Below are 21,890 nucleotides of genomic sequence, written 5' to 3' on the forward strand. Positions count from 1 at the left end.
AACATGTCGTATACACCGATGAGCGATCTCGGACAGCAAGGGTTGTTTGATATTACTCGTACATTATTGCAGCAGCCCGATCTGGCTTCTCTCAGTGAAGCGCTTTCCCAACTGGTCAGGCGTTCGGCCTTAGCCGACAGCGCGGCTATTGTGTTATGGCAGGCACAAACACAGCGCGCACGTTATTACGCGACGCGCGAAGAAAACAGTAAACCGATTGAATATGAAGACGAAACGGTGCTGGCGCACGGCCCGGTTCGCCGTATTCTGTCGCGTCCCGATGCATTGCACTGTAACTTCCATGAGTTTACGGAAACCTGGCCGCAGTTGGCTGCCTCCGGGTTATACGGTGAATTTGGCCACTATTGCCTGCTACCGCTGGCGGCAGACGGGCGTATTTTTGGCGGCTGCGAATTTATCCGCAAGGAAGACCGCCCCTGGAGCGAAAAAGAGTACCAACGCCTGCAAACCTTTACGCAGATTGTCTCGGTGGTTGCCGAGCAAATTCAGTGTCGGGTTTCGAACAACGTCGATTACGATTTGCTGTGCCGCGAACGCGATAACTTTCGTATTCTGGTGGCGATCACCAATGCGGTGCTCTCGCGCCTCGACATTGACGAGCTGGTCAGCGAAGTGGCGAAAGAGATCCATTACTACTTCAACATTGACGCAATCAGCATTGTCCTGCGCAGTCATCACAAAAATAAACTGAATATCTGGTCTACCCATTATCTGGATAAAACACATCCCGCTCACCAGCAAAGTGAAGTGGATGAAGCAGGCACCCTCACTGAGCGGGTGTTCAAAAGCAAAGAGATGTTGCTGATTAACCTGAACGAAAGGGATGCGCTTGCCCCTTACGAACGTATGCTGTTCGACACCTGGGGTAATCAATTACAGACGCTTTGTTTGCTGCCGCTGATGTCGGGTAACACCATGCTCGGCGTGCTGAAACTGGCGCAATGCGAAGAGAAAATCTTCACCACCACCAACCTGAAACTGTTACGTCAAATCGCCGAACGCGTGGCGATTGCCGTCGATAACGCCCTCGCTTATCAGGAAATCCACCGCCTCAAGGAACGCCTGGTAGACGAAAACCTGGCGCTCACCGAACAACTGAATAATGTCGACAGTGATTTTGGCGAGATCATTGGCCGCAGCGAGGCGATGTACAACGTCCTCAAGCAGGTCGAAATGGTGGCGCAAAGCGACAGTACAGTCCTGATTCTGGGCGAAACCGGAACCGGTAAGGAACTGATCGCCCGAGCGATTCACAACCTGAGCGGGCGTAACACACGCCGGATGGTGAAAATGAATTGTGCCGCGATGCCTGCCGGACTGCTGGAAAGCGACCTGTTTGGCCATGAACGTGGCGCGTTCACGGGCGCCAGCACACAGCGTATCGGACGTTTTGAGCTGGCGGATAAAAGTTCGCTGTTTCTCGATGAAGTGGGCGACATGCCGCTGGAGTTGCAGCCCAAACTGCTGCGCGTTCTCCAGGAGCAGGAGTTCGAACGCCTGGGCAGCAATAAGCTGATCCAGACCGATGTGCGACTGATCGCTGCCACCAACCGCGATCTGAAAAAAATGGTGGCCGATCGCGAGTTCCGCAACGATCTCTATTACCGACTGAATGTCTTCCCGATCCAACTGCCGCCGCTGCGCGAGCGTCCGGAAGATATTCCGCTACTGGTGAAAGCGTTCACCTTTAAAATCGCCCGTCGGATGGGACGTAACATCGACAGCATCCCCGCAGAAACGCTACGAACCCTGACCAATATGGAGTGGCCTGGTAACGTTCGCGAGCTGGAAAACGTGGTGGAGCGCGCCGTGCTGCTGACCCGGGGCAATGTGCTGCAACTCTCAATACCGGATGTGGGCATATTAACGCCAGCCACGCCGCCGGTCGCCACCGAAATCGCACAGGATGGCGAGGATGAATTTCAGTTGATTCTGCGCGTACTGAAAGAAACGAATGGCGTCGTGGCGGGGCCGAAAGGTGCAGCCCAACGTCTGGGGCTTAAGCGCACCACACTGCTTTCACGGATGAAGCGACTGGGTATTGATAAGGATGCGTTGGTGTAAACGAAGCGTTGCCGGATGGCGGTGCAAGCACCTTATCCGGCCTACAGGTGGGATTTGTCCGTAGGCCTGATAAGCGCAGCGCCATCAGGCATTTCACACTCACTTCTTACGCTGATATTTCTCTGGTAATTCCGGGACGGGACGTTTGTCGTCAATCAGATGACGCACGGTCAAAATCGGGTGACGCCAGAGCATTCTCGGCCCTGCCCAACGCATAATCTGCTTCATCTCTTCACGCTTTGCTGGCTGGTAACAGTGCACCGGACACTGTTTACAAGCCGGTTTTTCCTCACCAAACACACACTTGTCCAGCCGTTTTTGTGCATAGGCGAACAGCGCGGCGTAATGCCCCGGTTCATCTAACGCCTGTGGACACTGGCTCTCGTATAACGCGATCATTTTTTTGATCGTCAGTTTTTCACGCGCGATTCGCTTGCCGGACATAGTGCCTCCACACCATTAAAGTGTATTTATTCTACAACTTATTCCCCTTGCGGACTACCACCCGAAGGTGACACATGCTTAGCCAGCTACACAAATAAGAATTATTTTCATTTAACTATGCCGTGTGCTATATAACATAGCAAAGGCTATATTCGAAGAATAATTAACCACTTTTATATGAGGGATACTATGCCGAACCTGCCTCGTTTGACGTCATTTTTCCTTGCTGGGGTCCTGGCGACGCTTACGCTGACACCCGCCTGGGCCACAGAGAAATTCAAGGTGGTAACCACCTTTACGGTCATTGCCGATATGGCAAAAAATGTGGCGGGCGACGCGGCGGACGTCAGTTCGATAACCAAACCGGGGGCTGAAATTCATGAATATCAGCCCACCCCCGGTGACATCAAACGCGCGCAAGGCGCGCAGCTTATTCTCTCCAATGGCATGAACCTGGAGCTGTGGTTCGCTCGTTTTTACCAGCATCTTTCCGGCGTACCGGAAGTCACCGTCTCTGCGGGCGTGAAACCGATGGGCATTAGCGAAGGTCCGTACAATGGCAAACCCAACCCGCACGCCTGGATGTCAGCAGAAAACGCACTCATTTATGTCGATAACATTCGCGATGCGCTGGTGAAGTACGATCCGCAAAATGCGGCGATTTATCAAAAAAATGCCGAGAACTATAAAACGAAGATTCGCCAGACGCTTGATCCGTTGCGCGACAAACTGGCAACGCTTCCTGCCGATAAACGCTGGCTGGTCACCAGCGAAGGCGCATTCTCCTACCTGGCGCGGGATAACAATCTCCGGGAGCTGTATCTGTGGCCGATCAATGCCGATCAACAAGGCACACCAAAACAGGTACGCAAAGTGATCGATGCGATCAGACAGCATCAGATCCCTACCATCTTCAGCGAAAGTACCGTCTCTGATAAACCTGCCCGCCAGGTCGCCCGTGAGTCTGGCGCGCACTACGGCGGTGTACTGTATGTCGATTCCCTGAGTGGTGCCGATGGCCCGGTACCGACCTATCTGGATTTACTGCGCGTCACCACCGAAACCATCGTCAACGGCATCAATGACGGTCTGAGGAGTCAGAAATGAGCCACGCTGCCATTACCGCCAACCGTGTCACGGTGACGTATCGCAACGGTCACACCGCGCTGCGGGACGCCACGTTTCAGATCCCCGGCGGCTCGATTGCCGCCCTGGTCGGCGTCAACGGCTCGGGGAAATCCACGCTGTTTAAGGCGCTGATGGGATTTGTACGCCTCGCTAATGGAGAGATCTCGATCCTGCAACAGTCGGTGAGCAAAGCGCTGAAGCAAAACCTGATCGCCTATGTCCCGCAGTCAGAAGAAGTGGACTGGTCATTTCCGGTGCTGGTGGAAGATGTCGTGATGATGGGGCGCTACGGCCACATGGGATGGTTGCGTCGTCCAAAAGCTCGCGACCACGCGTGTGTTGATGCCGCTCTCGCGCGCGTGGACATGCTGGAGTACCGCCATCGCCAGATAGGCGAACTCTCCGGCGGGCAAAAAAAGCGTGTTTTTCTTGCCAGAGCGATTGCGCAGGATGGTCAGGTGATCTTGCTGGACGAGCCCTTTACCGGCGTGGATGTGAAAACCGAAGCGCGAATCATCTCACTGTTACGCGAACTGCGCGATGAGGGCCGCACCATGCTGGTGTCCACCCATAACCTGGGGTCGGTGACGGAGTTTTGTGATTACACGGTGATGATCAAAGGGACGGTGCTGGCGAGCGGCCCCACGGAAACCACCTTCACGGCTGAAAATCTCGAACTGGCGTTCAGCGGCGTCTTGCGCCACGTGGCGTTGAGTGGCAGAGAAGAGCACATCATTACCGATGATGAGCGCCCGTTTATCTCGCGCCGGGCCGCCAACGGAGGGGGTTAATCATGAACTGGCTTGTGGAACCGTTTGGTTACCAGTACATGCTCAATGCGATGTGGGTGTCAGCAATGGTCGGCGGGCTGTGCGCTTTTCTCTCCTGCTATTTAATGCTCAAAGGCTGGTCGCTGATTGGCGATGCGCTCTCGCATTCTATCGTCCCCGGTGTGGCGGGGGCGTATATGCTGGGATTGCCCTTCTCACTCGGCGCGTTTCTCTCCGGGGGACTCGCCGCAGGCTGTATGCTGTTTCTCAACCAGCGGTCGCGTCTGAAAGAAGACGCTATTATTGGGCTGATCTTCTCGTCGTTCTTTGGCATTGGGCTGTTTATGGTTTCGCTCAATCCCATGTCCGTTAACATCCAGACCATTATTCTTGGCAACGTCCTGGCCATCGCACCAGAAGATATTCTGCAACTGGCGATTATTGGTGCCGTTTCGCTGACGATCCTCCTGTTGAAATGGAAAGATCTGATGGTGACCTTTTTCGATGAAAATCATGCCCGTTCCATTGGGCTCAATCCGGGTCGCTTAAAGTTATTGTTCTTTACGCTGCTCTCTGTCTCCACCGTCGCGGCACTGCAAACAGTCGGCGCATTTCTGGTTATCTGCCTGGTGGTGACGCCCGGCGCAACGGCCTGGCTGTTGACTGACCGCTTCCCGCGCCTGCTCGCCATCGCCGTGGCGATTGGCAGCCTGACCAGCTTTTTTGGCGCCTGGCTCAGCTATTGGCTGGATGGCGCAACGGGCGGCATTATCGTCGTTCTGCAAACCTTGCTGTTCCTGACCGCGTTTGTCTTCGCGCCGAAACATGGCCTGCTGGCAAACCGTCGCCGTGCGCGAATGAACAAGGAGTCCTCATGTTCTTAACCACGCTGCTGGAACCCTTCCAGTTCGACTTTATGCTCAATGCGCTGGCCGTCTCCGCAATTGTCGCTGTGCCCTGCGCACTGCTCTCGGTATTTCTGGTGTTGAAAGGCTGGGCGCTGATGGGCGATGCGATGAGTCATGCGGTTTTTCCGGGGATTGTGCTGGCCTGGATAGCCGGTATTCCACTGGCTATCGGCGCGTTCATCGCCGGATTACTGTGTGCCGTTGCGACGGGTTATCTCGACGACAACAGCCGTATTAAGCGCGACACCATCATGGGGATTGTTTTTTCCGGTATGTTTGGCGCGGGGCTGGTGCTGTATGTCTCTATCCAGTCGGACGTTCATCTGGATCACATTCTGTTTGGCGACATGCTGGGCGTTTCGCTGACCGATATTTTGCAAACTGCGCTGATTGCGCTGGGGATAGCGCTGGTTATCGGTATGAAATGGAAGGATTTATTGCTGCACGCGTTTGATCCGAATCAGGCCAGAGCCAGCGGTCTGAACACCACGTTGCTGCATTACGGGTTGCTGTGCATGATAGCCCTGACCATTGTCGCCACGCTAAAATCGGTGGGTATTATTTTGTCGATATCTCTGCTGATTGCCCCAGGTGCAATAGCTATTTTACTCACCCGCCGTTTCGCCCACGCGCTGATACTGGCTACCGTGCTTTCGGTCATCACCTCATTTCTGGGCGTATATCTGTCGTTTTTTATCGACAGCGCCCCCGCCCCCACCATTGTCGTATTATTTACGGTGATCTTTGTCGTGGCATTTATATATACAACAATGCGAGACCGGCGCTCTGAAACTTATGGCTGAAGCATAGCTTTATCCAGGGTAATATCAGGTTGTTTATACATAAAAGGTCAATATTACCCTGACTTAGCTTTTTCAATTATTCAGCGTCACCAGGATAATTTCAAGTCTGTGTTTATTTGCCTCGAAGTGGTCATCATGATGATTGCGGTATCTACTGCCCCACTCTGGATAGCGCCCGTTTTTTCCCGCGCTGATAAACTACGGGAAAGCATAATAATTATTGGTGTTCATAAAACCTCTGCAACTCAGACCGTACGGCCAAACCAAATACCATATAAAATTGGCAAACTACCTAACGACACAATAACTTTCGAAAATAGTAAAAAACCTGATCCATGTTTCGTCACAAGAGATATTAGAAAATTATAATTCTTTTCAGTGTTATATTTTTTATGAAAAGTCATAATTCTCTCAAAAATAGTAACAATCATTACCACCGCAAATTTACAAGCCAGAATAGTTGTAAATGAAACCGCCAATGTGCTCGTAGCATGCTTAGCTGTGCTTACAGTGATGAATGGCCAGACTTTAAGTATCCCGCTAACCATTACCACAACTAAAACTGTGCCAATGAGCAACATCAGATATTTTACAAAAAACACAACCCATTCTTTTTTAGTGAAGGAATCTTTACCGTTCCATATATATGCAATGGTGGCGACCAAAAATATAACAAACCCAATCCAGCTCATATTCTCAATCCCTGATAAAATTAATCACCAATTAAAAAAGCAACACACCAGGTAATAATTACCTCATCCCCGCCACCTGCCTCGACAGCAGTGATAATTCAGCCCATACAGTGATAGACCGCCCCCGAAAATTCATTATTTATTCAACAGACTTTATTGCATGAGGAAGAAAAATACTGTAATGCAACATCTCTTTATCTGGAGATGTGTAAAGACATTTGCAAAATTTTTCTCGAATCTCTTTCACCTGTTTTTTGTTCTGTTGAGGGTAACCGTATTTTTATCTAAATCCATGTCATCACCTCACTCATCACTCTTATTTAAGCCAGAGACCTGAAAACATAAGAAAACTCCCAACAGAAACTGAGCCCTTTACGATGAAAAGTAAGCCAGGAGCGACTTTTCCAGAAATGGAGGATAGTCTCTCATAGTTTGCCGGATTGTGAATTCTATGGGCATCCATTATTCCAGAAAAAAGTGTGCAAAGTAGCACCACAACGACTTTCAACCCCCACATACACAGGAGTGACATTGAGAAAATAACAGAATACTGTTTGGCGGTTACGATTGAAAAAATTGAAAAAGATTGCGATAGCCATTTAAATGCAACGCTAATCACGACCGTCGCAATCAGTACGGCGACAAGCAGTATCCCCGTTGTGAGCCACTGTTTTTTTGAGAAGCAGTCTTTTCCGTCCCAGATAAAGACCAACGTCATAATTAAAAAAATCGTAAAGAAAAACCAATGCATGACACTATTTTCCATTAATACACTTTGATATCCGATAAGGTGCCTGTAAAGGCACCGGGTAAAACGATTACTGCTTTCTAAAAAATAGCGTCAGCCCTGTGGGCACGCTTACTTACTGGCATTAAACACAAAAAAACTGTCCACTTCATGCTGAAGCTCTGCCTGATGGGCAGCCCCTGGCGGATCGATAGCATTACTGCCGCCATTCGGGTTTAAATGCAGTTCGCCAGAAAGCGTATTAATTTGTGCCTGCTGTTTCGCGGTGAAATTGAAGTTATTACCGATAATATTAACGCTGCCATCTTTCGATAATTCAATCGCGCTTTCGCCACACTCCAGTCGTAAAGTACTGCCCGCAGAAAGCGTATAGTTATTCACGGCTTTATCGCTGCGACTTTTTCCTGCCAGACAAATGATGTCCCCTTTGATCCCCGCCTGCTGGTTTTTTGCTACCCGCAGGGTTTCATTTTCCCCCACATATTGGGTGCGGTTTTTTTCTGTCGAATGGGATTCATCATTTTTAACGTTAATGTCCAGATTACGTTCGGCCTGGATCCACACCTGTTCCTCACCCGCTTTGTCTTCAAAACGCAGGGCGTTGGCGTTGTCCGCTGCGCCGTCCTTGCTCCGGCTCATGAAACCCATCTGGGTGGCCGCTGCCGGTAGCGCCCACGGCGGCATACTCGCCTCGTTGTATACGCGACCAGTGATAATGGGGCGGTCCGGATCGCCATTGATGAAATCCACCACCACTTCATCACCCACGCGCGGAATTTGCACCCCGCCGTACCCCTGACCCGCCCAGGCGCTGGAAACACGCACCCAACAGGAACTGGTGTCATCGCCTTTCGCCAGACGGTCCCAGTGGAATTTCACCTTCACCCGACCGTATTTATCCGTCCAGATACTCTCCCCCTGCGGACCCACCACTTTTGCAGTCTGCGGGCCATAGGTGCGCGGCCACGCCGTGGTCTGCGCCGGTCGATACGCCACCGACGACGGGATAACGGTGAAGTCGGTGCGATGAAGGGTTTCCCCCTCCCCGCTCGCGTAGCGGTTCTCCTCAAAATGGTAACTCGCCGCCGTGGTCAGATACTCACCGTTATCGCTGAAGAACGGCGCGTTGCTCAGGGTGAAGGTGTGCCCCGGCGCAATACCTGTAGCCGTCGCCGTCGCCTGAATTTGCTGGTGCTCCACCTGCCAGCGCTCCTGGCGGATGCGGGCATAGAACTCGGCGTGACCATGATCCACAAAGCGCCCCGGCCAGTCGTACACGTCAATGCTGCCAGGCTGGGGTGAAGCAGGGTTCTGCTGCGCCTGGAACAGCCACGCGTTCGGTTTGCGGAAGTCGTAGTCGTCCAGGCTGTAAATCCCCGGCGTCACGCTGTCCTCCAGCGCCCACTGGCTGATGCCTTCTTCATCCGTGCTGCCACCCGACGGCGTCTGGTGGTAGGGAATAATCTCATAGCCACTGAACGGCAGATGTTGCGTCGCGGCATCGGTCAGCACCAGGGTATGTTTGTCCGCCTCGTGGCGGAAGTGGAAGGCGATACCCTCCAGCTCCATCAGGCGGCTGATAAAGTCCAGACTCGACTCCTGATACTGCACACAGTAGTCCCACACCCGATAGCTGCCGGTCAGTTTATCTTCGACATTGACCTGGTGTTCCCCCAGCAGCGTCTTAACGATCTGCGGCACCGTCTGCCCCTGGAAGATACGCAGGTTACGGTCACGCTTCATCGGCCACAGATCCGGCTCCACCGTCAGCTGGTAGACCGCATAGCGCGTTCCCGTCAGCTCCACGGCGCTGACCGCCACCCGCGTCACCTTACCGTTGATATAGCGCGGCGAGAGCAGGCTCTGCGTTGGGATCGTCACCGTCACTGGCTGTCCAAGCAGTTTACTGCGGTCAATGCGCGCGTCCGTACCGAGCAGCGTCAGCGTCAAGGCAAACGACTCGGACATCGCCTCACGGCCGGACAGTTTCCAGAACAGCAGCCCCTCAACCGGGAGCTGGACGGTAATTCGGTTAAGCATAATCATTATTCCGTAATGGTTTGTGCTAAGAGTGAGTGATAACCAGGAGATGATGTCTGACAATGTGATTCAAGGTATTCGCCTGTCATCGCCCCTCAACCTTAATAATATCTTCGCTATAAAATCCAAAATTCATTTGCTTGATTTAATCACATAAATAAGGGAAGCAATTTTCACCACTTCAGATACCACGAATAAATAAATATTTAAAAAAAGATTTCCCGGCTCTGACAAACCCGCTATTAATGGAAATACCGAAATAGAACATTGAAATGAAGTAAAACGAAGCACTTCTTGAATAAAAGCAAACCGGACTGCATAACGGTTTCGTGTGAAAAAAAGCCAGGCAGAAATGAACAGTGATACGAATAAGATCACGTTAAGAACAAAAAACAGTGTAACAATGGTGCTGTAGATACCGCTTCCTGTAACGGTCCCATTCCCACTGATGTGATTAAAAGACGAAATATCTGTAATAAATGGAATCCCACCTTGCCACAATACATGAGTGCAATATATCAAAATAGCCAGCACATCCATGCTTCCCCAAAAATAGAACACCTTAGTTTTTAGCTTCATATTATTTCTGGTATCCATTGCCATGACTTACTCTTATCCTTATCGGCGATAATTGATATTCACTCAGAATGTTATTTCACTGGCGCAGGCGGCCATTTCCCACCATGCTTGATCAGCGTCTCTTTGATTTTGTTCAGCATTTGATATTGTTCGCTGCCTTCTTTTGCGCTATCCAAATGGCGTTGCAGCAGGCTTCCCAAAGTCCAGCCACCGTGACCCCGAATTTCAGCATCGGCTCCGCGATCGAGCAATAACAAAACATGATCGTATTTGCCAAAATTTAACGCCTCAATGAGCAGCGTATTGCCTAACGAGTCTGTGATATTGATATTGGCGCCTTTATCGAGCATCGCTGCCAGCGTCCTGGTATTTTTAGCCTTGATCGTTTCAAAGATAATGGGCTCTTTATACGTTTTATCTTTCGCATCCGGCGATAAACCGCCGTCAAGCAACGCCTTAATCCAGTCATCACTGTCGGCTTTTAAAACGTATTCCGCCGGGCTGCTTTTTCCCGCAGGGCGCGGCTGGAGCGGATCGGCTCCGGCCTTCACCAGCACGGTAATCATCTTTAATTGCGTGGGGGTTTTCTTATTGTCGACAGCATTCATGATGGCCCAGAACAGGGGCGTCATCTCCTCTTTCCCGGGTTTGTTTAAATCTGTTTCTGACACAAGTTTAACAACGTCATCAACGTCGCCCTGCTCAATTGCGTGAGCCAGATTGAGCTGCTGGCCGCTAAAGTAATCCTGTGGATTTAAATCCATATCTTGTTTACACCCCTGAATCATGAACATAAAACACAGCGCGAAGCAGCCGAATAAAAACGTTTTCACAAGCGACTCCTGATGATTGAAATATCCTCATCCTTCTGCTGCTCAATACAGTTAATTGCCTGATCGATCCCATGACGGTCCAGCGCGCTTCCGGTCCCGCCCGGCAGATCGTGGGCAATCCCGGCCGCGTCAGGCGTGAGGGCAGAAATTTCTTCTTTGAGAATTAATGCTGGTACATGTCCCTTCACCGTTTTTAAATCTTCCCAAAGATTCACTTCCTGAATTTTGGTCAGCAGTTCACCTTCAACACGATAGGCCTGAATAGTGTCCGTGCTCCCCAGCACACTCCCGCCATATTGTTCAACGGTGTCACTGTTCAGTCCCGCAGCGTTGAATGTCCACCCCGCTTTACCACTGGTCATTGCCGTTGCAGACGCAAGCCCGCCGCCGAGCGAGTGACCTGCGATATCGATGTTTTGGCCCGAGCTCGCCAATATATTTCCTATGCCTACCGCATTTCGATAATAGGCAGACTCCATCCCCATACCCTGCGCGCCATTGTTTGCCCAGTCAGCGCCGTTTTTCACCGGTGCCAATTCCCCTTTGCTCAGTAGCGAGGAAACGTTGTCCTTTAATGATGCAAGCCCAGGTTCCCGTGATCCCCTGAAGACCAGCGTCGGATTCATGTCATTGCCAAAAACTTCAGGATCGGGCTGATAGACACGCGCCAGAAAATCCGGTGACGTTTCATTGTCGTAAAGCATTTTGCTTTTAAGACCAAACTTATTCAGTAACGCACTGTCATTACTAATATCCTTCCACCCTTCCGGCACGTTCGGCGTTGCTTCCAGCGGATTAACGGTCTTGTAAACATTCCCCGCGAGTTTGGCTTTTTCCACCGCGATATTATTGGCCGCCAGTCGTTTGGCCGCGATTTGCGCGTCCGGGTACAGGCTTTTACTGCCCTGACTAATCAGATTTTTACGCGCCTGCCAGCGTTGTGCCTTCGTCATCTCCTGCAACTGCGCGGCATAGGTTTTTCCCTCTTTGCCAGGCGTCGGCTGATCCGGCACCTGCGCCGCTTTAGCTTTCACCACCTGCGTCGGCAGCACCGTGGGCTCTGGGCGGGAACCATAGGTTCTCACCATCGTTTCATATCGGTCGACGATAGTGCTCACCGGATACCAGCCCAGTCCGGAGAGCGAGGCAGGCTGAAGCCTGCCTTTTTCATTGATGTAAAAAACGTCCGTCACCGATGACCAGTGACGATGGCTTTCATCAACGGCCACCACCCTGCCCATATCGAGATCCTGCACAATCAGTTTTCGCGTATCTCGTCCGGACTGATACGGATTAGCCCCGGTTATCGAATGGAGGAGATCGTAGCGCGTAAACAGTGAACGTAACGAGTGATCCGGTACTGACATAATCCACTGCCCGGCGACAGACGGGCGGATGATTTTTGCAAATAACGCGGGCGAAACATTCTCGTTAAAAAGGTAGATAAATTTGATGTTATACATGCGATCCGTCCTGTAACCAGTCCCTGTCTCGCTTCGTTTATGGGTTCACCAGCCAGGTGCCGGGTTTCGCGATGTCGAGGATTTGCGCTCGCGTCTTACCGCTTCCCTGCAATTCAATGGTGAATTGCCCTGCCGGGAGTTTCAGTGAGGCGTAGCCGTTGGTTGCCGGGCGCAGCGCTTTACGCTCGCCATTTACCCGCAGGTTTTCCCCCTCCAGCATACGGATATAGATCAGCGCGACAGGGCTGGCGTCAGTCACGGGCGACGGGCTGGATTGCGCAGCGGCAGGCGTCTGAGCCGCAACCGGTTCGCTGGCGACGGTCGCTGGCGGCGTGTCGGCCAGATGGACTTCCGCGGTCTGATTTTCCGTCTCATGACCGCCGCTAAACAGCATCGCACCCGTCACAATCCCCACGAGAACGCCTGCGGCGCCAATGGCGGGGATCCTGTAACGTCGCCAGTCAAACCCAGCGGTCGGCACGCTTTCCGCTTCCACCGGCACCAGCATGGTGCCCGGTTTTTTTGCGCTCAGCACATCATCAATACCCGCGACCGGCATTTCGATAAGCGCCGCAAATTCATCGATAGACTGTGGTCTGTCTTCCATGTGTAGCGCCAGCGCGCGGTCAATGGCCTGCAACAGTGGCAGCGAGTATCCCTGTGGCTGTAATTCCACCAGCGGCTTGCAGGTATCCTGAATCGAACGCACCACGCTGACCGGCGGCGGCGAGCCAACGATCAGGGTGCGCAAGACGGCGCCGAGAGCATAAATATCGGTCCACGGTCCCTGCTCGCTTTCGTTATCGTCGGTGTACTGTTCGATCGGCGCAAAGCCGGGGCGCAGCATGGTTTCCGTTTCGTCGGAGAGATTGCCAATGGTGCGGCGCGCCGAGCCAAAATCGAGCAGCACCGGCAGACCGTTCTCCTGGATCTGAATGTTATCCAGCGAGATATCACGGTGAAGATAGCCCTCATCGTGGATAGTTTTGATCGCCCCAAATAGCATCGGCAGTATGCGACGGATCCAGGCCTCGTTAATGTGATCTGGCTTCTCCTCGCGCAAGCGCGAGAGCGTGGTGCCGCTGTAGAACAGCGTACCCATATATGCCGTATCGTTCTGCACCCAGAATCGCAGCACGTGCAGCAAGTTGGGATGATTGAAGCGCGCCAGCAGACGGGCTTCCTGAATAAAACTGTTCAGGCCCGCGGAAAACGCTTTGCTGAATCGCTCGCTGCGCAGCACCAGGGTCATATCATCGCCGCGCAACGCCAGCGAGGCGGGCATAAACTCTTTGATCGCAATAGTGCGTTCGAGCTGATGGTCCCAGGCGCGATAAACGATGCCGAATCCGCCACCGCCAATCACTTCTTTAATTTCAAACTCATTAAAGCGATACCCGACAGGGAGCGCATTTGGGACAGTCCGATTGTTATCATTATCCGTCATCTTTAACAGTTCTCTTGATGATTGCATTACGCGGCAAACTGACAGTGAAACTCGCCTTGCTCGCAGGTGACATGTAGACGTCGGTACTGCGCGTCGCTGCGGCTGGCGGTAAGTAAAATCTGGCTCATCTGGGGCAGCAAAGTGTTGGTCAGAATCGCGTCCACCATGCGTCCGCCGGACTCCACCTCGGTACAGCGCTGAACAATCTGTTCCACAACGCTGTCGTCAAACGTCGAGAGGATAGTGTGATTCTCTTCGAGGCGACGCTGGATGCGTCGAAGTTGCAGGCGAACAATCTGCCCCAGCATCTCGTCGCTGAGTGGGTAATACGGCACCACCAGCAGACGTCCCAGCAGCGCAGGCGGAAACACCTGTAGCAGCGGCTGGCGCAGCGCAGCGCTGAGCGCGTCCGGTTCTGGCATCAGTTCAGGATCGGCGCACATGGCGCTGACCAGATCGGTGCCGACGTTGGAGGTGAGAATAATAATGGTATTGCGAAAATCGATGTGTCGTCCTTCGCCGTCTTCCATCCAGCCTTTGTCGAAGACCTGGAAGAAAATCTCATGTACGTCCGGATGCGCTTTTTCAATTTCATCCAGCAGCACCACGCTATAAGGGCGTCGGCGTACCGCCTCGGTTAACACGCCGCCTTCGCCATAACCCACATAACCCGGAGGCGCGCCTTTTAACGTAGAGACGGTGTGCGCCTCCTGGAATTCGCTCATGTTGATGGTGATGACGTTCTGTTCACCGCCGTACAGCGACTCCGCCAGCGCCAGCGCGGTTTCCGTTTTTCCCACCCCGGACGGGCCGCAGAGCATAAACACGCCGACAGGTTTGTTCGGATCGTCAAGTTTCGCCCGCGAGGTTTTGACGCGACGGGCAATCAGCTCAAGACCGTGGCGCTGTCCAATCACCCGCTGATTCAGCGTGTCGGCCAGGTTCAGCACCGCATCGATTTCATTTTTCACCATCCGGCCAAGCGGGATGCCAGTCCAGTCAGACACCACCGCCGCTACCACGTTTTCATCAACTGCGGCGAACAGCAGCGGCGCATCGCCCTGCAAGGTTTTCAGCGCCTGCTGCTGCCGAGCAAGCTGGCGGAGCTGTTCGGTTGTCTCGTCATCCCCGGCGGCAAATAACGCGGCGCGCAGGCCAACGATTTCGCTAACCAGACTGCGCTCTTCATGCCAGCGACGGGTCAGGGCGTCGCGCTGGGTTTCATAGTCACCGTACGCCACTTTTAACGCGGCGACACGTTCAGGTTCTCCCGCACCGACGCGCGCTTCGCGCTCTGCAATCTCCATTTCCACCTCCAGTGCAGCAAGGTGTCGCAGACAGTCTTCAAGCTGAGGCGGCGGCGCGCTCTGGCTGACCGCCACGCGGGCGCAGGCGGTATCGAGCAGTGCGACCGCTTTATCCGGCAACTGGCGCGCCGGAATATAACGGTGTGAGAGTTTCACCGCTGCGCTGACCGCTTCATCAAGAAGTAATACCTGATGATGCGTCTCCAGCGGCGACACGGTACTGCGCAGCATCAGAACGGCTTTCGCCTCGTCCGGCTCGTGCACCTGCACCGTCTGGAAGCGGCGGGTCAGTGCCGGATCTTTCTCAATATACTTTTTGTATTCCGCCCAGGTGGTCGCGCCGATGGTGCGCAGCTGTCCGCGCGCCAGCGCAGGTTTCAGCAGGTTAGCGGCGTCGCCGGTTCCCTGCTGGCCACCGGCGCCAATCAACGTGTGGATCTCATCGATAAACAGGATGATCGGCGTCGCGCTCGACTGCACTTCATTGATCAGCGCCTGGAGACGGGCTTCAAATTCGCCTTTCATCCCTGCGCCCGCCTGTAGCATGCCGATGTCCAGCAGCCACAGCTGAATGTTTTGCAACGGCTCCGGCACGTCACCTTCGGCGATACGCCGCGCCAGACCTTCGACCACCGCCGTTTTACCGACCCCGGCTTCCCCGGTCAGTAGCGGATTGTTCTGCCGGCGGCGCATTAAAATATCGACCATCTGGCGGATCTCTTCATCGCGCCCGACCACCGGGTCAATTTTTCCCTCCCTGGCCCGTGCCGTCAGATCCTGACCGTACTGAGCCAGCGTTCCCTGCGCGGCAGGCAGCGTACCGGCGGGTGCATCCACTGCGGCAGCGGCCTGTTGCGACTCTTTACTCTGTGCGCAGATCGCGTCGAACTGGGCGATCAACACCTCAACGTTGAGGCGGCCAAACTGGGCTGAGATGCTCTTCAGCACGTTCGCCAGATTCCAGGTTTTCAGTATGCCGATCAGCAGATGCCCGCCACGAATACGGCTGACGCCGAATTTCAACGAGCCAAATACCCAGGCGCGTTCAACGGCGCTATCAATATGCTCGGAGAGGTCAGAGACCGAGCTTGCCCCGCGCGGTAGCGCATCCAGCGCGGCGACAATATCCCGCGTCAGCTGTTGTTCATCGAGTGAGAAGTGACGGATCACCAGCTGCAAATCGCCATCCTGCTGTTGCATCAGCTGATGCAGCCAGTGCACCAGCTCAACGTAAGGATTGCCGCGCAGCTTGCAGAACGCGGTGGCGCTTTCCAGAGAGGTAAATAACAGCGTGTCCAGTTTGCCGAAAAGAACGGCACGGCTGATTTCTGACATGTTCGGTTCCGTTGATAACAATGTTGAAGAAAAGACTACCGCTCTGCGGGATAGACCAGATCGCCGCGCGGTATGGGCTCAGGCTGAATACCGAGCCAGGTGTTGTAGCCTAACTGCCCGCCGCGACCGAGCGCGGTTCCCTGCACCGCCTCAGCGCGCAGTATCACCCGCGTTTCCCATTCATATTCCAGGCCGGCGTACTGGCGAACCCAGTCGCGCAGCGCCGTCACCTGAGCGGTACCTGGCAGGAACTGGTTGTACTCTTGCGCGCTCAGCGGGCCTATCTCGAGACGAAACTTATGCTGTACGTCGCGTACCGCAATCCCGAGAAAGGCGGATTCGCCCAGGCGCGGCAGACGACGCCCTTCGCCCAGCTGCGCCTGTTCACGCCGGGTAAGCGGCATCCATTGCGCCACATTGCTGACCAGCTTCACCGGAACCCTGAAATAGTCGCGCAGGATTTTCTCCAGCCCTTCCGGGTCGCGTCCGTGGCGGGTCAGGTGCCCGGCGTGAGTAAAACGGGCGTGCGGACTGAGGCTGCCTTTTTCCATCTGACCTGGCTGCCCCATACCGATCAGCGAAGCCAGATAGCCCTCAAAGCGTCTGTTGTCGGCGCGGTCGAGCGAGACGGCAGGCTGCGCATCCGCCCAGGCGCGATAAAACAGTAACGTCAGGCGGTGGTGAAACAGGTCGGCGAACGCGCTGAAGCTATCGTCCTGATGATGATGAATACGCTCGCGGGCATATTCCGTCAGATGAACCGGCAGCGGGCCGTTGGGGCCAAACAGACCGAAGCTCAGGATCGAGACGTCATGCAGACCGTTTTCTTCGCGCTGGCGCACCTGTGCGACCGTCGAGGGCGCAAAACCCATTGACGGTTGCTGACCAATACGTAACGGCTCAAATCTGGGCAGCGGCGCACGCCCCAGCGGGTAACGTTCTCCGCCCTGCGCATCGATACGCCGTAGCAGTTGAAACAGATCGTAGCGCCACGGCGTTTCCCTGACGTCGCGCCAGAAGGCCTCCGGCAGCAGTGTCAGACGACGCACGCGCAGCGGTACGGAGGTCACGTCGCTCATATCAGCGCCCTTTTCCCCATTCGCGGCGCCCAGTAGCCAATCTCACCGCGCTGCTGGCTTTTCAGAGTGAACTCCGTGAAGCTGTTAATGGAGACCAGGCGGGCAAACAGGCGCTCCAGCACACTGCCGAAAAGCCACGGGCTGGCCCCGGAAAAGGCGCGCTCGTCCACCGTCAGCGTAATGCCAATTCCGCGTGCGAAAACCACCGGGCCGGGCTCCGGTACGCGACGGTGTACCGGCTCCAGCACGCAGTGGCGAATACCGTCCACCTGGCGCGCAACCGGTGTCTCCGCCAGGTTTGCATAGAGACCTAACAGCTGACGCAGCGCCGCTGCGCCCTCTTTGTTTTCGCTGTCCATCAGGCTGAGGTAGTTCATCTGTAGCTGGCTGATGAGCCGCCAGGTGCTAAACCCTTCCGCCAGCGCCGGACGTGGCGGCGTGGGACCGTTTCGCAGGTTCAGGGATTTGACCGGCATAGAGTCAGCCATGATGAACTGCCCCAGTTCTTGCTGCAGCATCAGGGGTAAATCACGGCTGGTGCACAGGACGTCAGCAGAGATATAGCGCAAGGTGTCCTGCCACGGCGCGTGCCGCTCGTCCACCAGCGAAACAAACACTTCAGAGCCGACATAGCCGGTACGCGTGCCGTAGCGCAGGGCATGTTCAGAGAGGACGCGCTGTTCGCGGCGCAGGGAAAAATAGGCGCCGTAGTTGCCCGCGTCCTGACTCCAGGTGCTCCAGAACGGACGAAATGTCTGGTCGTCACGCTGACCGTCGGCGCTGCCGTAAATCGCTTTTACCGCGTAGATTTCATAATCCAGCGGGCGAATGTTATCCACCACCAGATGGTATTCGTGCTGGCCTTCGCTGAGCTTCTGGCGCGCCGCGACCTTCGGGAACAGGTTGATGACCGGAGTGCAGTGCATGGCCAGATGGCTGGCATCCACCACCCGCTCCAGTTGCTCATCGGTTTTACCCAGCAGAATGAAAATATCGAAGGCTTTTTCGTTTTTGCAGCGTTGAATCAGCTTGCCGATCCCACTCAGGCTAATGAACCGGAAACGCGCCGGAAAGGCGAAGTATTCCTGCAACAGACGATATCCGTCAAAGTTGCGCAGATCGTCCGGAAGCAGCGCCTGTTCCGGCTCATAGCCTTCCTGGCGCAGCCCGTCTTCCGGGAGTAGCTGGCGCAATGGCTGCTCGCTCAGGGTCTGACAGACAATACCGACGTGATGCTCCATCACCAGTTCCAGCAACTTCAGCGCTTCAATGTCCGGGCCACTGAGGAAAAACGCCAGTCGGTCAAAATCGAGGTGTCCGAGGTTTTGCGGGCCATCGCAGGCGATGCGAATACGTAATGCGCTACAGGCGCCGCGCTGGCTCAGACCAAGTTGCGCCAGCGGCAGATCCGCAGGGATGCCGCCCAGCGCCACTTTTTCAATTTTCAGCGGCAGCAGCGTGACCTCATGGGCGGTGGTATAACTGCACGTTATGCCGTTTTTTTTCAGCGCCAGGCTATCCATCATGGTGCCGCGTGGAACACGAAAACCGTTGCTCAGGTCGCCACGACTGCTGTCGGGCTGTAGCTCTGCTATCGCCATTGACGGCGTGGGGGCCAGATAATTCGGCGCGATCATCTCCAGCATACGCTGGGAAAAGCGCGGAAACTCCGCGTCCATTTTCAGTTGCACGCGCGAGGTCAGAAAGGCGAAGCCTTCCATCAGCCGCTCGATGTAAGGGTCCGCCACGTCAATGCCGCGCATGCCCAGCCGACCTGCGACCTTCGGATAGCGTTCGGCAAACTCCGCCCCCATCTCGCGCAGGTAGGCCAGTTCGCGGTTGTAATACTCGAGCAGTTTACTTTCCATGATTACCCCGCGTCTTTGAGTTCAAAATGGCCGTTTTCCAGATCGACGTCCGTGCGAAACAGAAACTCCAGCGGATACGGCACGCACCACAGCCGCCCTTTTATCTCGATCGATAAAACGTTATGCAGATCCAGCGAGGAGGTGTCAGAGACGCAGCGCACCTGTAGTCCCTGGGGCAAAATGCGTGGCTCGAAGTGAATAATGGCTTCTGTCAGCTTGCGCTGGATATCGTGCCATTCAATATCCGACATCCGCTTTCCCGCCAGCGGGGCGACGCCAAAGTTGACGACGGAACGACTCACCTGCGGCAACGCGTTCAGGTTGGATGACGCGTCGTGATTGATGGTGTTAAACAGCCACTGCAAATCCCGCAGCACATGGCGACGCAGCGCGGCATGGGTAATCAGATTGCTGTTGGCCGACTCGCGTTTTTGCTCCGGCGCGTTATCCGTCAGGCGATCCAACAGCGAGGGCTGCATTTTGTCGCGCGCACCGACGTTTTCCTGCCCGCTACGGGCGCGCCAGCCGCTGCGCAACAGATCGCCTTCACCTGCGGGATTACTCATTGGCCGCATCCGGGGCAAACGTAACGAGGCTTAGCGAGAGCAGCGGATTTTCGCTCTGCTCGCTCAGCCAGGCTTTCTGCCCCTGCCCCAGATAAAGCAGACCGTCGTTATCAAGCGGCAGCCATTCGGTGGTACGTGCCAGCTTGACGGCGTCTGCCGCTTCACTGGCAAAGGGATAACGCGCGGGTATCTGACAGACCTGTTCGCTGCCGTCGGTCAGGCAGACCAGCGCGTGACGCCAGACCAGATCCGTGACGCTGGCGGGCGCCTGAAATTGGATCTTCGCAATGGCGCTAAACGGCAGCCAGAAATAGCGACCATTGACGATCGTTTCGCACACCGGCCCCAGACGGGCATCGCCGTCCATCAGCCATTCAAAGTCCTGCGTCTGTTCATTGTCGAACGCGAGCTGACCCGCACTCGCCTGCGCCTGTTCCAGCGCCGTCAGACGCAGCGCCCGGGCGTGCTCGCCGCTTTCCGTAAGCGCGGCGGCGAGCGTGGTCAGCCACGGCCACTGCGCGTGTGGCATTGCGGGAGCGGCCAGGCCTGCCAGCACCTGCGCACGTTGTTGTTCGCCCTGAATGGACTGATCAAGCAGCGTCACGGTGGGTTGCGCCTGAGGCTTCAGCGCCAGCCAGCTCTTAAGCTGGGTCAACGCCCGCGCCCAGTTTCCGCTTAGCGTTAAAAACTGCACAAAGGCGGCGCGCAAATCGGCGTCTGCTGGCCGGGCTTTGATCTGTGACTCAAGGCGTAGTAATGCGTCGTTAAGCGACTCGCCCGCCAGATGTTGATTAAGCGTATTCATAGCGGCTCCTTAATTCGTTGCACGCCAGGTGCCAACAGCGGGATCGCGCAGCTGAGGGCGCAGGGTGTCAATCAGGACTATGTTGAGAGAGGTGCCAGGGGCAAGCCACGGACTCCAGGTCTGCTTAACCGCCTTAATACGTGCCTGCAGCTTCGCATCGTCGCTGGCCATCTCGCGGGAAATCTCCACCGCCACCGTGCCGTCTATCTTCCAGCCGCCCAGCGCCGGGTCATAAGGCAGGAGCATCCAGCTCTGGTTGCTGTTTTGGGTGCTGAACACCATGCGCTCTTTATTGACAGAGGTGATCAGCGCCTTTTCCGGATCGACCTTCTCACTCAGCCCCATCACCGGGAAACCGTGGATCCAGGTAACGGGCATCTCTTTTTTAGCCCCGTTACGGGTCTGAGAGATGACCGTATGGCCGCTCAGCCAACTGCCGTTTTCACAGCGCGTGGTGTCGGAGTCCGGAATAAACAACGCTGGCGCGGAGGTGCCGCCCTGCCAGTAAGTACGCAGATGGCAGCCATCCTGCAGCGTAAATTCCTGCCACGGTGTGCGGTCTGCGGCAACCGAGTGCGATTCCGGGTTTAATTCAGGCGGTTGCAGTTCAACGCGAGCGGGGGCGGTCTTCTCTTGTTTGACCACCAATGCCCAGTCCTGAGCCTTGCTTGCCGTACCCCGCGCCAGCGTGACGCCCGCAGGATCGTTCAGCTTCCACGTCAGCTTATCCAGCTTGCCGCACTGGTTTTTCAGCAACGCGCCAAGACGCGGGACAAAATTTTCGAGGATAGCGACCTCTTTATTGCCGTTCGCCACAATGCGCAACGCCACCTCGGACTTACACCAGCTCTGCGGCGTTTTGTCTTTAATGTCGTCGATCCAGATATCCAGCTTTTGCGCAGGTGACTGTACGATGCGGTAGTTTTCAGCCTGCGCGGTGGTAGCCACCGCCAGAAGCGCCAAACCCGATAGCCAAATTTTCATATCAAT

General features: G+C 54.8%; 19 protein-coding genes. 5 read left to right on the forward strand and 14 right to left on the reverse strand.

The window, feature by feature from the left end:
- Window positions 1-3 precede the first annotated feature (3 nt).
- Window positions 4-2,085 (forward strand): formate hydrogenlyase transcriptional activator FlhA, encoded by a 2,082-nt coding sequence (gene flhA / locus NNO04_RS02020; protein WP_271443245.1) that lies wholly within the window; start codon window positions 4-6, stop codon window positions 2,083-2,085.
- A gap of 99 nt (window positions 2,086-2,184) precedes the next feature.
- Here the strand turns inward: flhA and NNO04_RS02025 are convergent, their stop codons facing one another.
- Window positions 2,185-2,529: a nitrous oxide-stimulated promoter family protein gene (locus tag NNO04_RS02025; RefSeq protein ID WP_271443246.1), complete on the reverse strand. Its 345-nt coding sequence runs from the start codon at window positions 2,527-2,529 to the stop codon at window positions 2,185-2,187.
- A gap of 189 nt (window positions 2,530-2,718) precedes the next feature.
- On the opposite strand from NNO04_RS02025, the gene NNO04_RS02030 reads away from it, so the two are divergent.
- The 4 genes from NNO04_RS02030 to sitD are packed head-to-tail and all read left to right on the forward strand — an operon-like array spanning window position 2,719 to window position 6,138.
- A complete protein-coding gene (locus tag NNO04_RS02030) occupies window positions 2,719-3,636 on the forward strand; it encodes a metal ABC transporter substrate-binding protein (RefSeq protein WP_271443247.1) in 918 nt (305 codons plus the stop codon).
- On the forward strand, window positions 3,633-4,448 hold the full coding sequence (gene sitB, locus NNO04_RS02035; RefSeq protein ID WP_271443248.1) for an iron/manganese ABC transporter ATP-binding protein SitB: 816 nt from the start codon (window positions 3,633-3,635) through the stop codon (window positions 4,446-4,448). The genes NNO04_RS02030 and sitB overlap by 4 nt, the downstream gene beginning before the upstream one ends.
- 2 nt (window positions 4,449-4,450) lie before the next feature.
- Complete coding sequence (gene sitC, locus NNO04_RS02040) at window positions 4,451-5,311, forward strand: iron/manganese ABC transporter permease subunit SitC (RefSeq protein ID WP_271443249.1); 861 nt, start codon at window positions 4,451-4,453, stop codon at window positions 5,309-5,311.
- On the forward strand, window positions 5,302-6,138 hold the full coding sequence (gene sitD / locus NNO04_RS02045; protein WP_271443250.1) for an iron/manganese ABC transporter permease subunit SitD: 837 nt from the start codon (window positions 5,302-5,304) through the stop codon (window positions 6,136-6,138). The genes sitC and sitD overlap by 10 nt, the downstream gene beginning before the upstream one ends.
- A 245-nt stretch (window positions 6,139-6,383) precedes the next feature.
- On the opposite strand, the gene NNO04_RS02050 is transcribed toward sitD, so the two are convergent.
- The 13 genes from NNO04_RS02050 to NNO04_RS02110 all read right to left on the reverse strand — a co-directional run bounded on the left by NNO04_RS02050 (window position 6,384) and on the right by NNO04_RS02110 (window position 21,884).
- The gene (locus NNO04_RS02050) at window positions 6,384-6,830 is read right to left on the reverse strand and encodes a hypothetical protein (RefSeq protein WP_271443251.1); all 447 of its coding nucleotides are present in this window, start codon (window positions 6,828-6,830) and stop codon (window positions 6,384-6,386) included.
- Window positions 6,831-7,146: 316 nt separating this feature from the next.
- Window positions 7,147-7,596, reverse strand: coding sequence for a hypothetical protein (locus NNO04_RS02055; RefSeq protein ID WP_271443252.1), 450 nt, complete (start codon window positions 7,594-7,596; stop codon window positions 7,147-7,149).
- 93 nt (window positions 7,597-7,689) lie between these two features.
- A complete protein-coding gene (locus tag NNO04_RS02060) occupies window positions 7,690-9,618 on the reverse strand; it encodes a type VI secretion system Vgr family protein (RefSeq protein ID WP_271443253.1) in 1,929 nt (642 codons plus the stop codon).
- 132 nt (window positions 9,619-9,750) lie between these two features.
- Complete coding sequence (locus tag NNO04_RS02065; RefSeq protein ID WP_271443254.1) at window positions 9,751-10,221, reverse strand: hypothetical protein; 471 nt, start codon at window positions 10,219-10,221, stop codon at window positions 9,751-9,753.
- 47 nt (window positions 10,222-10,268) lie between these two features.
- Entirely contained in the window at window positions 10,269-10,991 is a 723-nt protein-coding gene (locus NNO04_RS02070; RefSeq protein ID WP_442870722.1) for an ankyrin repeat domain-containing protein, read from the reverse strand.
- Between the two features lie 35 nt (window positions 10,992-11,026).
- Window positions 11,027-12,493: an alpha/beta hydrolase gene (locus tag NNO04_RS02075; RefSeq protein WP_271443256.1), complete on the reverse strand. Its 1,467-nt coding sequence runs from the start codon at window positions 12,491-12,493 to the stop codon at window positions 11,027-11,029.
- Window positions 12,494-12,530: 37 nt separating this feature from the next.
- A complete protein-coding gene (locus tag NNO04_RS02080; protein WP_271443257.1) occupies window positions 12,531-13,940 on the reverse strand; it encodes a serine/threonine protein kinase in 1,410 nt (469 codons plus the stop codon).
- A gap of 26 nt (window positions 13,941-13,966) precedes the next feature.
- A complete protein-coding gene (tssH, locus tag NNO04_RS02085; RefSeq protein ID WP_271443258.1) occupies window positions 13,967-16,582 on the reverse strand; it encodes a type VI secretion system ATPase TssH in 2,616 nt (871 codons plus the stop codon).
- A gap of 35 nt (window positions 16,583-16,617) precedes the next feature.
- Window positions 16,618-17,661 carry a type VI secretion system baseplate subunit TssG gene (tssG, locus tag NNO04_RS02090; protein ID WP_271443259.1) on the reverse strand — a complete coding sequence of 348 codons (1,044 nt, stop codon included), beginning with the start codon at window positions 17,659-17,661 and terminating at the stop codon, window positions 16,618-16,620.
- A complete protein-coding gene (gene tssF, locus NNO04_RS02095) occupies window positions 17,658-19,529 on the reverse strand; it encodes a type VI secretion system baseplate subunit TssF (RefSeq protein ID WP_271443260.1) in 1,872 nt (623 codons plus the stop codon). The genes tssG and tssF overlap by 4 nt, the downstream gene beginning before the upstream one ends.
- Window positions 19,530-19,531: 2 nt before the next feature.
- Window positions 19,532-20,095: a type VI secretion system baseplate subunit TssE gene (tssE, locus tag NNO04_RS02100; RefSeq protein ID WP_271443261.1), complete on the reverse strand. Its 564-nt coding sequence runs from the start codon at window positions 20,093-20,095 to the stop codon at window positions 19,532-19,534.
- On the reverse strand, window positions 20,088-20,900 hold the full coding sequence (locus NNO04_RS02105; protein WP_271443262.1) for a type VI secretion system accessory protein TagJ: 813 nt from the start codon (window positions 20,898-20,900) through the stop codon (window positions 20,088-20,090). Before NNO04_RS02105 ends, tssE begins: the two co-directional genes overlap by 8 nt.
- Before the next feature lie 9 nt (window positions 20,901-20,909).
- Window positions 20,910-21,884 (reverse strand): hypothetical protein, encoded by a 975-nt coding sequence (locus NNO04_RS02110; RefSeq protein ID WP_271443263.1) that lies wholly within the window; start codon window positions 21,882-21,884, stop codon window positions 20,910-20,912.
- Between the last annotated feature and the right edge of the window lie 6 nt (window positions 21,885-21,890).

It is taken from the genome of Citrobacter sp. Awk 4 (genome assembly GCF_028069725.1).
In the GTDB taxonomy this organism is placed as follows: Bacteria; Pseudomonadota; Gammaproteobacteria; order Enterobacterales; family Enterobacteriaceae; genus Citrobacter_D.

Excerpts from the sequence above, each read along its gene's own strand:
- flhA (WP_271443245.1), top strand. The coding sequence starts at position 4 with ATGTCGTATACACCGATGAGCGATCTCGGACAGCAAGGGTTGTTTGAT.
- NNO04_RS02025 (WP_271443246.1), bottom strand. The coding sequence starts at position 2,529 with ATGTCCGGCAAGCGAATCGCGCGTGAAAAACTGACGATCAAAAAAATG.
- NNO04_RS02030 (WP_271443247.1), top strand. The coding sequence starts at position 2,719 with ATGCCGAACCTGCCTCGTTTGACGTCATTTTTCCTTGCTGGGGTCCTG.
- sitB (WP_271443248.1), top strand. The coding sequence starts at position 3,633 with ATGAGCCACGCTGCCATTACCGCCAACCGTGTCACGGTGACGTATCGC.
- sitC (WP_271443249.1), top strand. The coding sequence starts at position 4,451 with ATGAACTGGCTTGTGGAACCGTTTGGTTACCAGTACATGCTCAATGCG.
- sitD (WP_271443250.1), top strand. The coding sequence starts at position 5,302 with ATGTTCTTAACCACGCTGCTGGAACCCTTCCAGTTCGACTTTATGCTC.
- NNO04_RS02050 (WP_271443251.1), bottom strand. The coding sequence starts at position 6,830 with ATGAGCTGGATTGGGTTTGTTATATTTTTGGTCGCCACCATTGCATAT.
- NNO04_RS02055 (WP_271443252.1), bottom strand. The coding sequence starts at position 7,596 with ATGGAAAATAGTGTCATGCATTGGTTTTTCTTTACGATTTTTTTAATT.
- NNO04_RS02060 (WP_271443253.1), bottom strand. The coding sequence starts at position 9,618 with ATGCTTAACCGAATTACCGTCCAGCTCCCGGTTGAGGGGCTGCTGTTC.
- NNO04_RS02065 (WP_271443254.1), bottom strand. The coding sequence starts at position 10,221 with ATGGCAATGGATACCAGAAATAATATGAAGCTAAAAACTAAGGTGTTC.
- NNO04_RS02070 (WP_442870722.1), bottom strand. The coding sequence starts at position 10,991 with ATGTTCATGATTCAGGGGTGTAAACAAGATATGGATTTAAATCCACAG.
- NNO04_RS02075 (WP_271443256.1), bottom strand. The coding sequence starts at position 12,493 with ATGTATAACATCAAATTTATCTACCTTTTTAACGAGAATGTTTCGCCC.
- NNO04_RS02080 (WP_271443257.1), bottom strand. The coding sequence starts at position 13,940 with ATGACGGATAATGATAACAATCGGACTGTCCCAAATGCGCTCCCTGTC.
- tssH (WP_271443258.1), bottom strand. The coding sequence starts at position 16,582 with ATGTCAGAAATCAGCCGTGCCGTTCTTTTCGGCAAACTGGACACGCTG.
- tssG (WP_271443259.1), bottom strand. The coding sequence starts at position 17,661 with ATGAGCGACGTGACCTCCGTACCGCTGCGCGTGCGTCGTCTGACACTG.
- tssF (WP_271443260.1), bottom strand. The coding sequence starts at position 19,529 with ATGGAAAGTAAACTGCTCGAGTATTACAACCGCGAACTGGCCTACCTG.
- tssE (WP_271443261.1), bottom strand. The coding sequence starts at position 20,095 with ATGAGTAATCCCGCAGGTGAAGGCGATCTGTTGCGCAGCGGCTGGCGC.
- NNO04_RS02105 (WP_271443262.1), bottom strand. The coding sequence starts at position 20,900 with ATGAATACGCTTAATCAACATCTGGCGGGCGAGTCGCTTAACGACGCA.
- NNO04_RS02110 (WP_271443263.1), bottom strand. The coding sequence starts at position 21,884 with ATGAAAATTTGGCTATCGGGTTTGGCGCTTCTGGCGGTGGCTACCACC.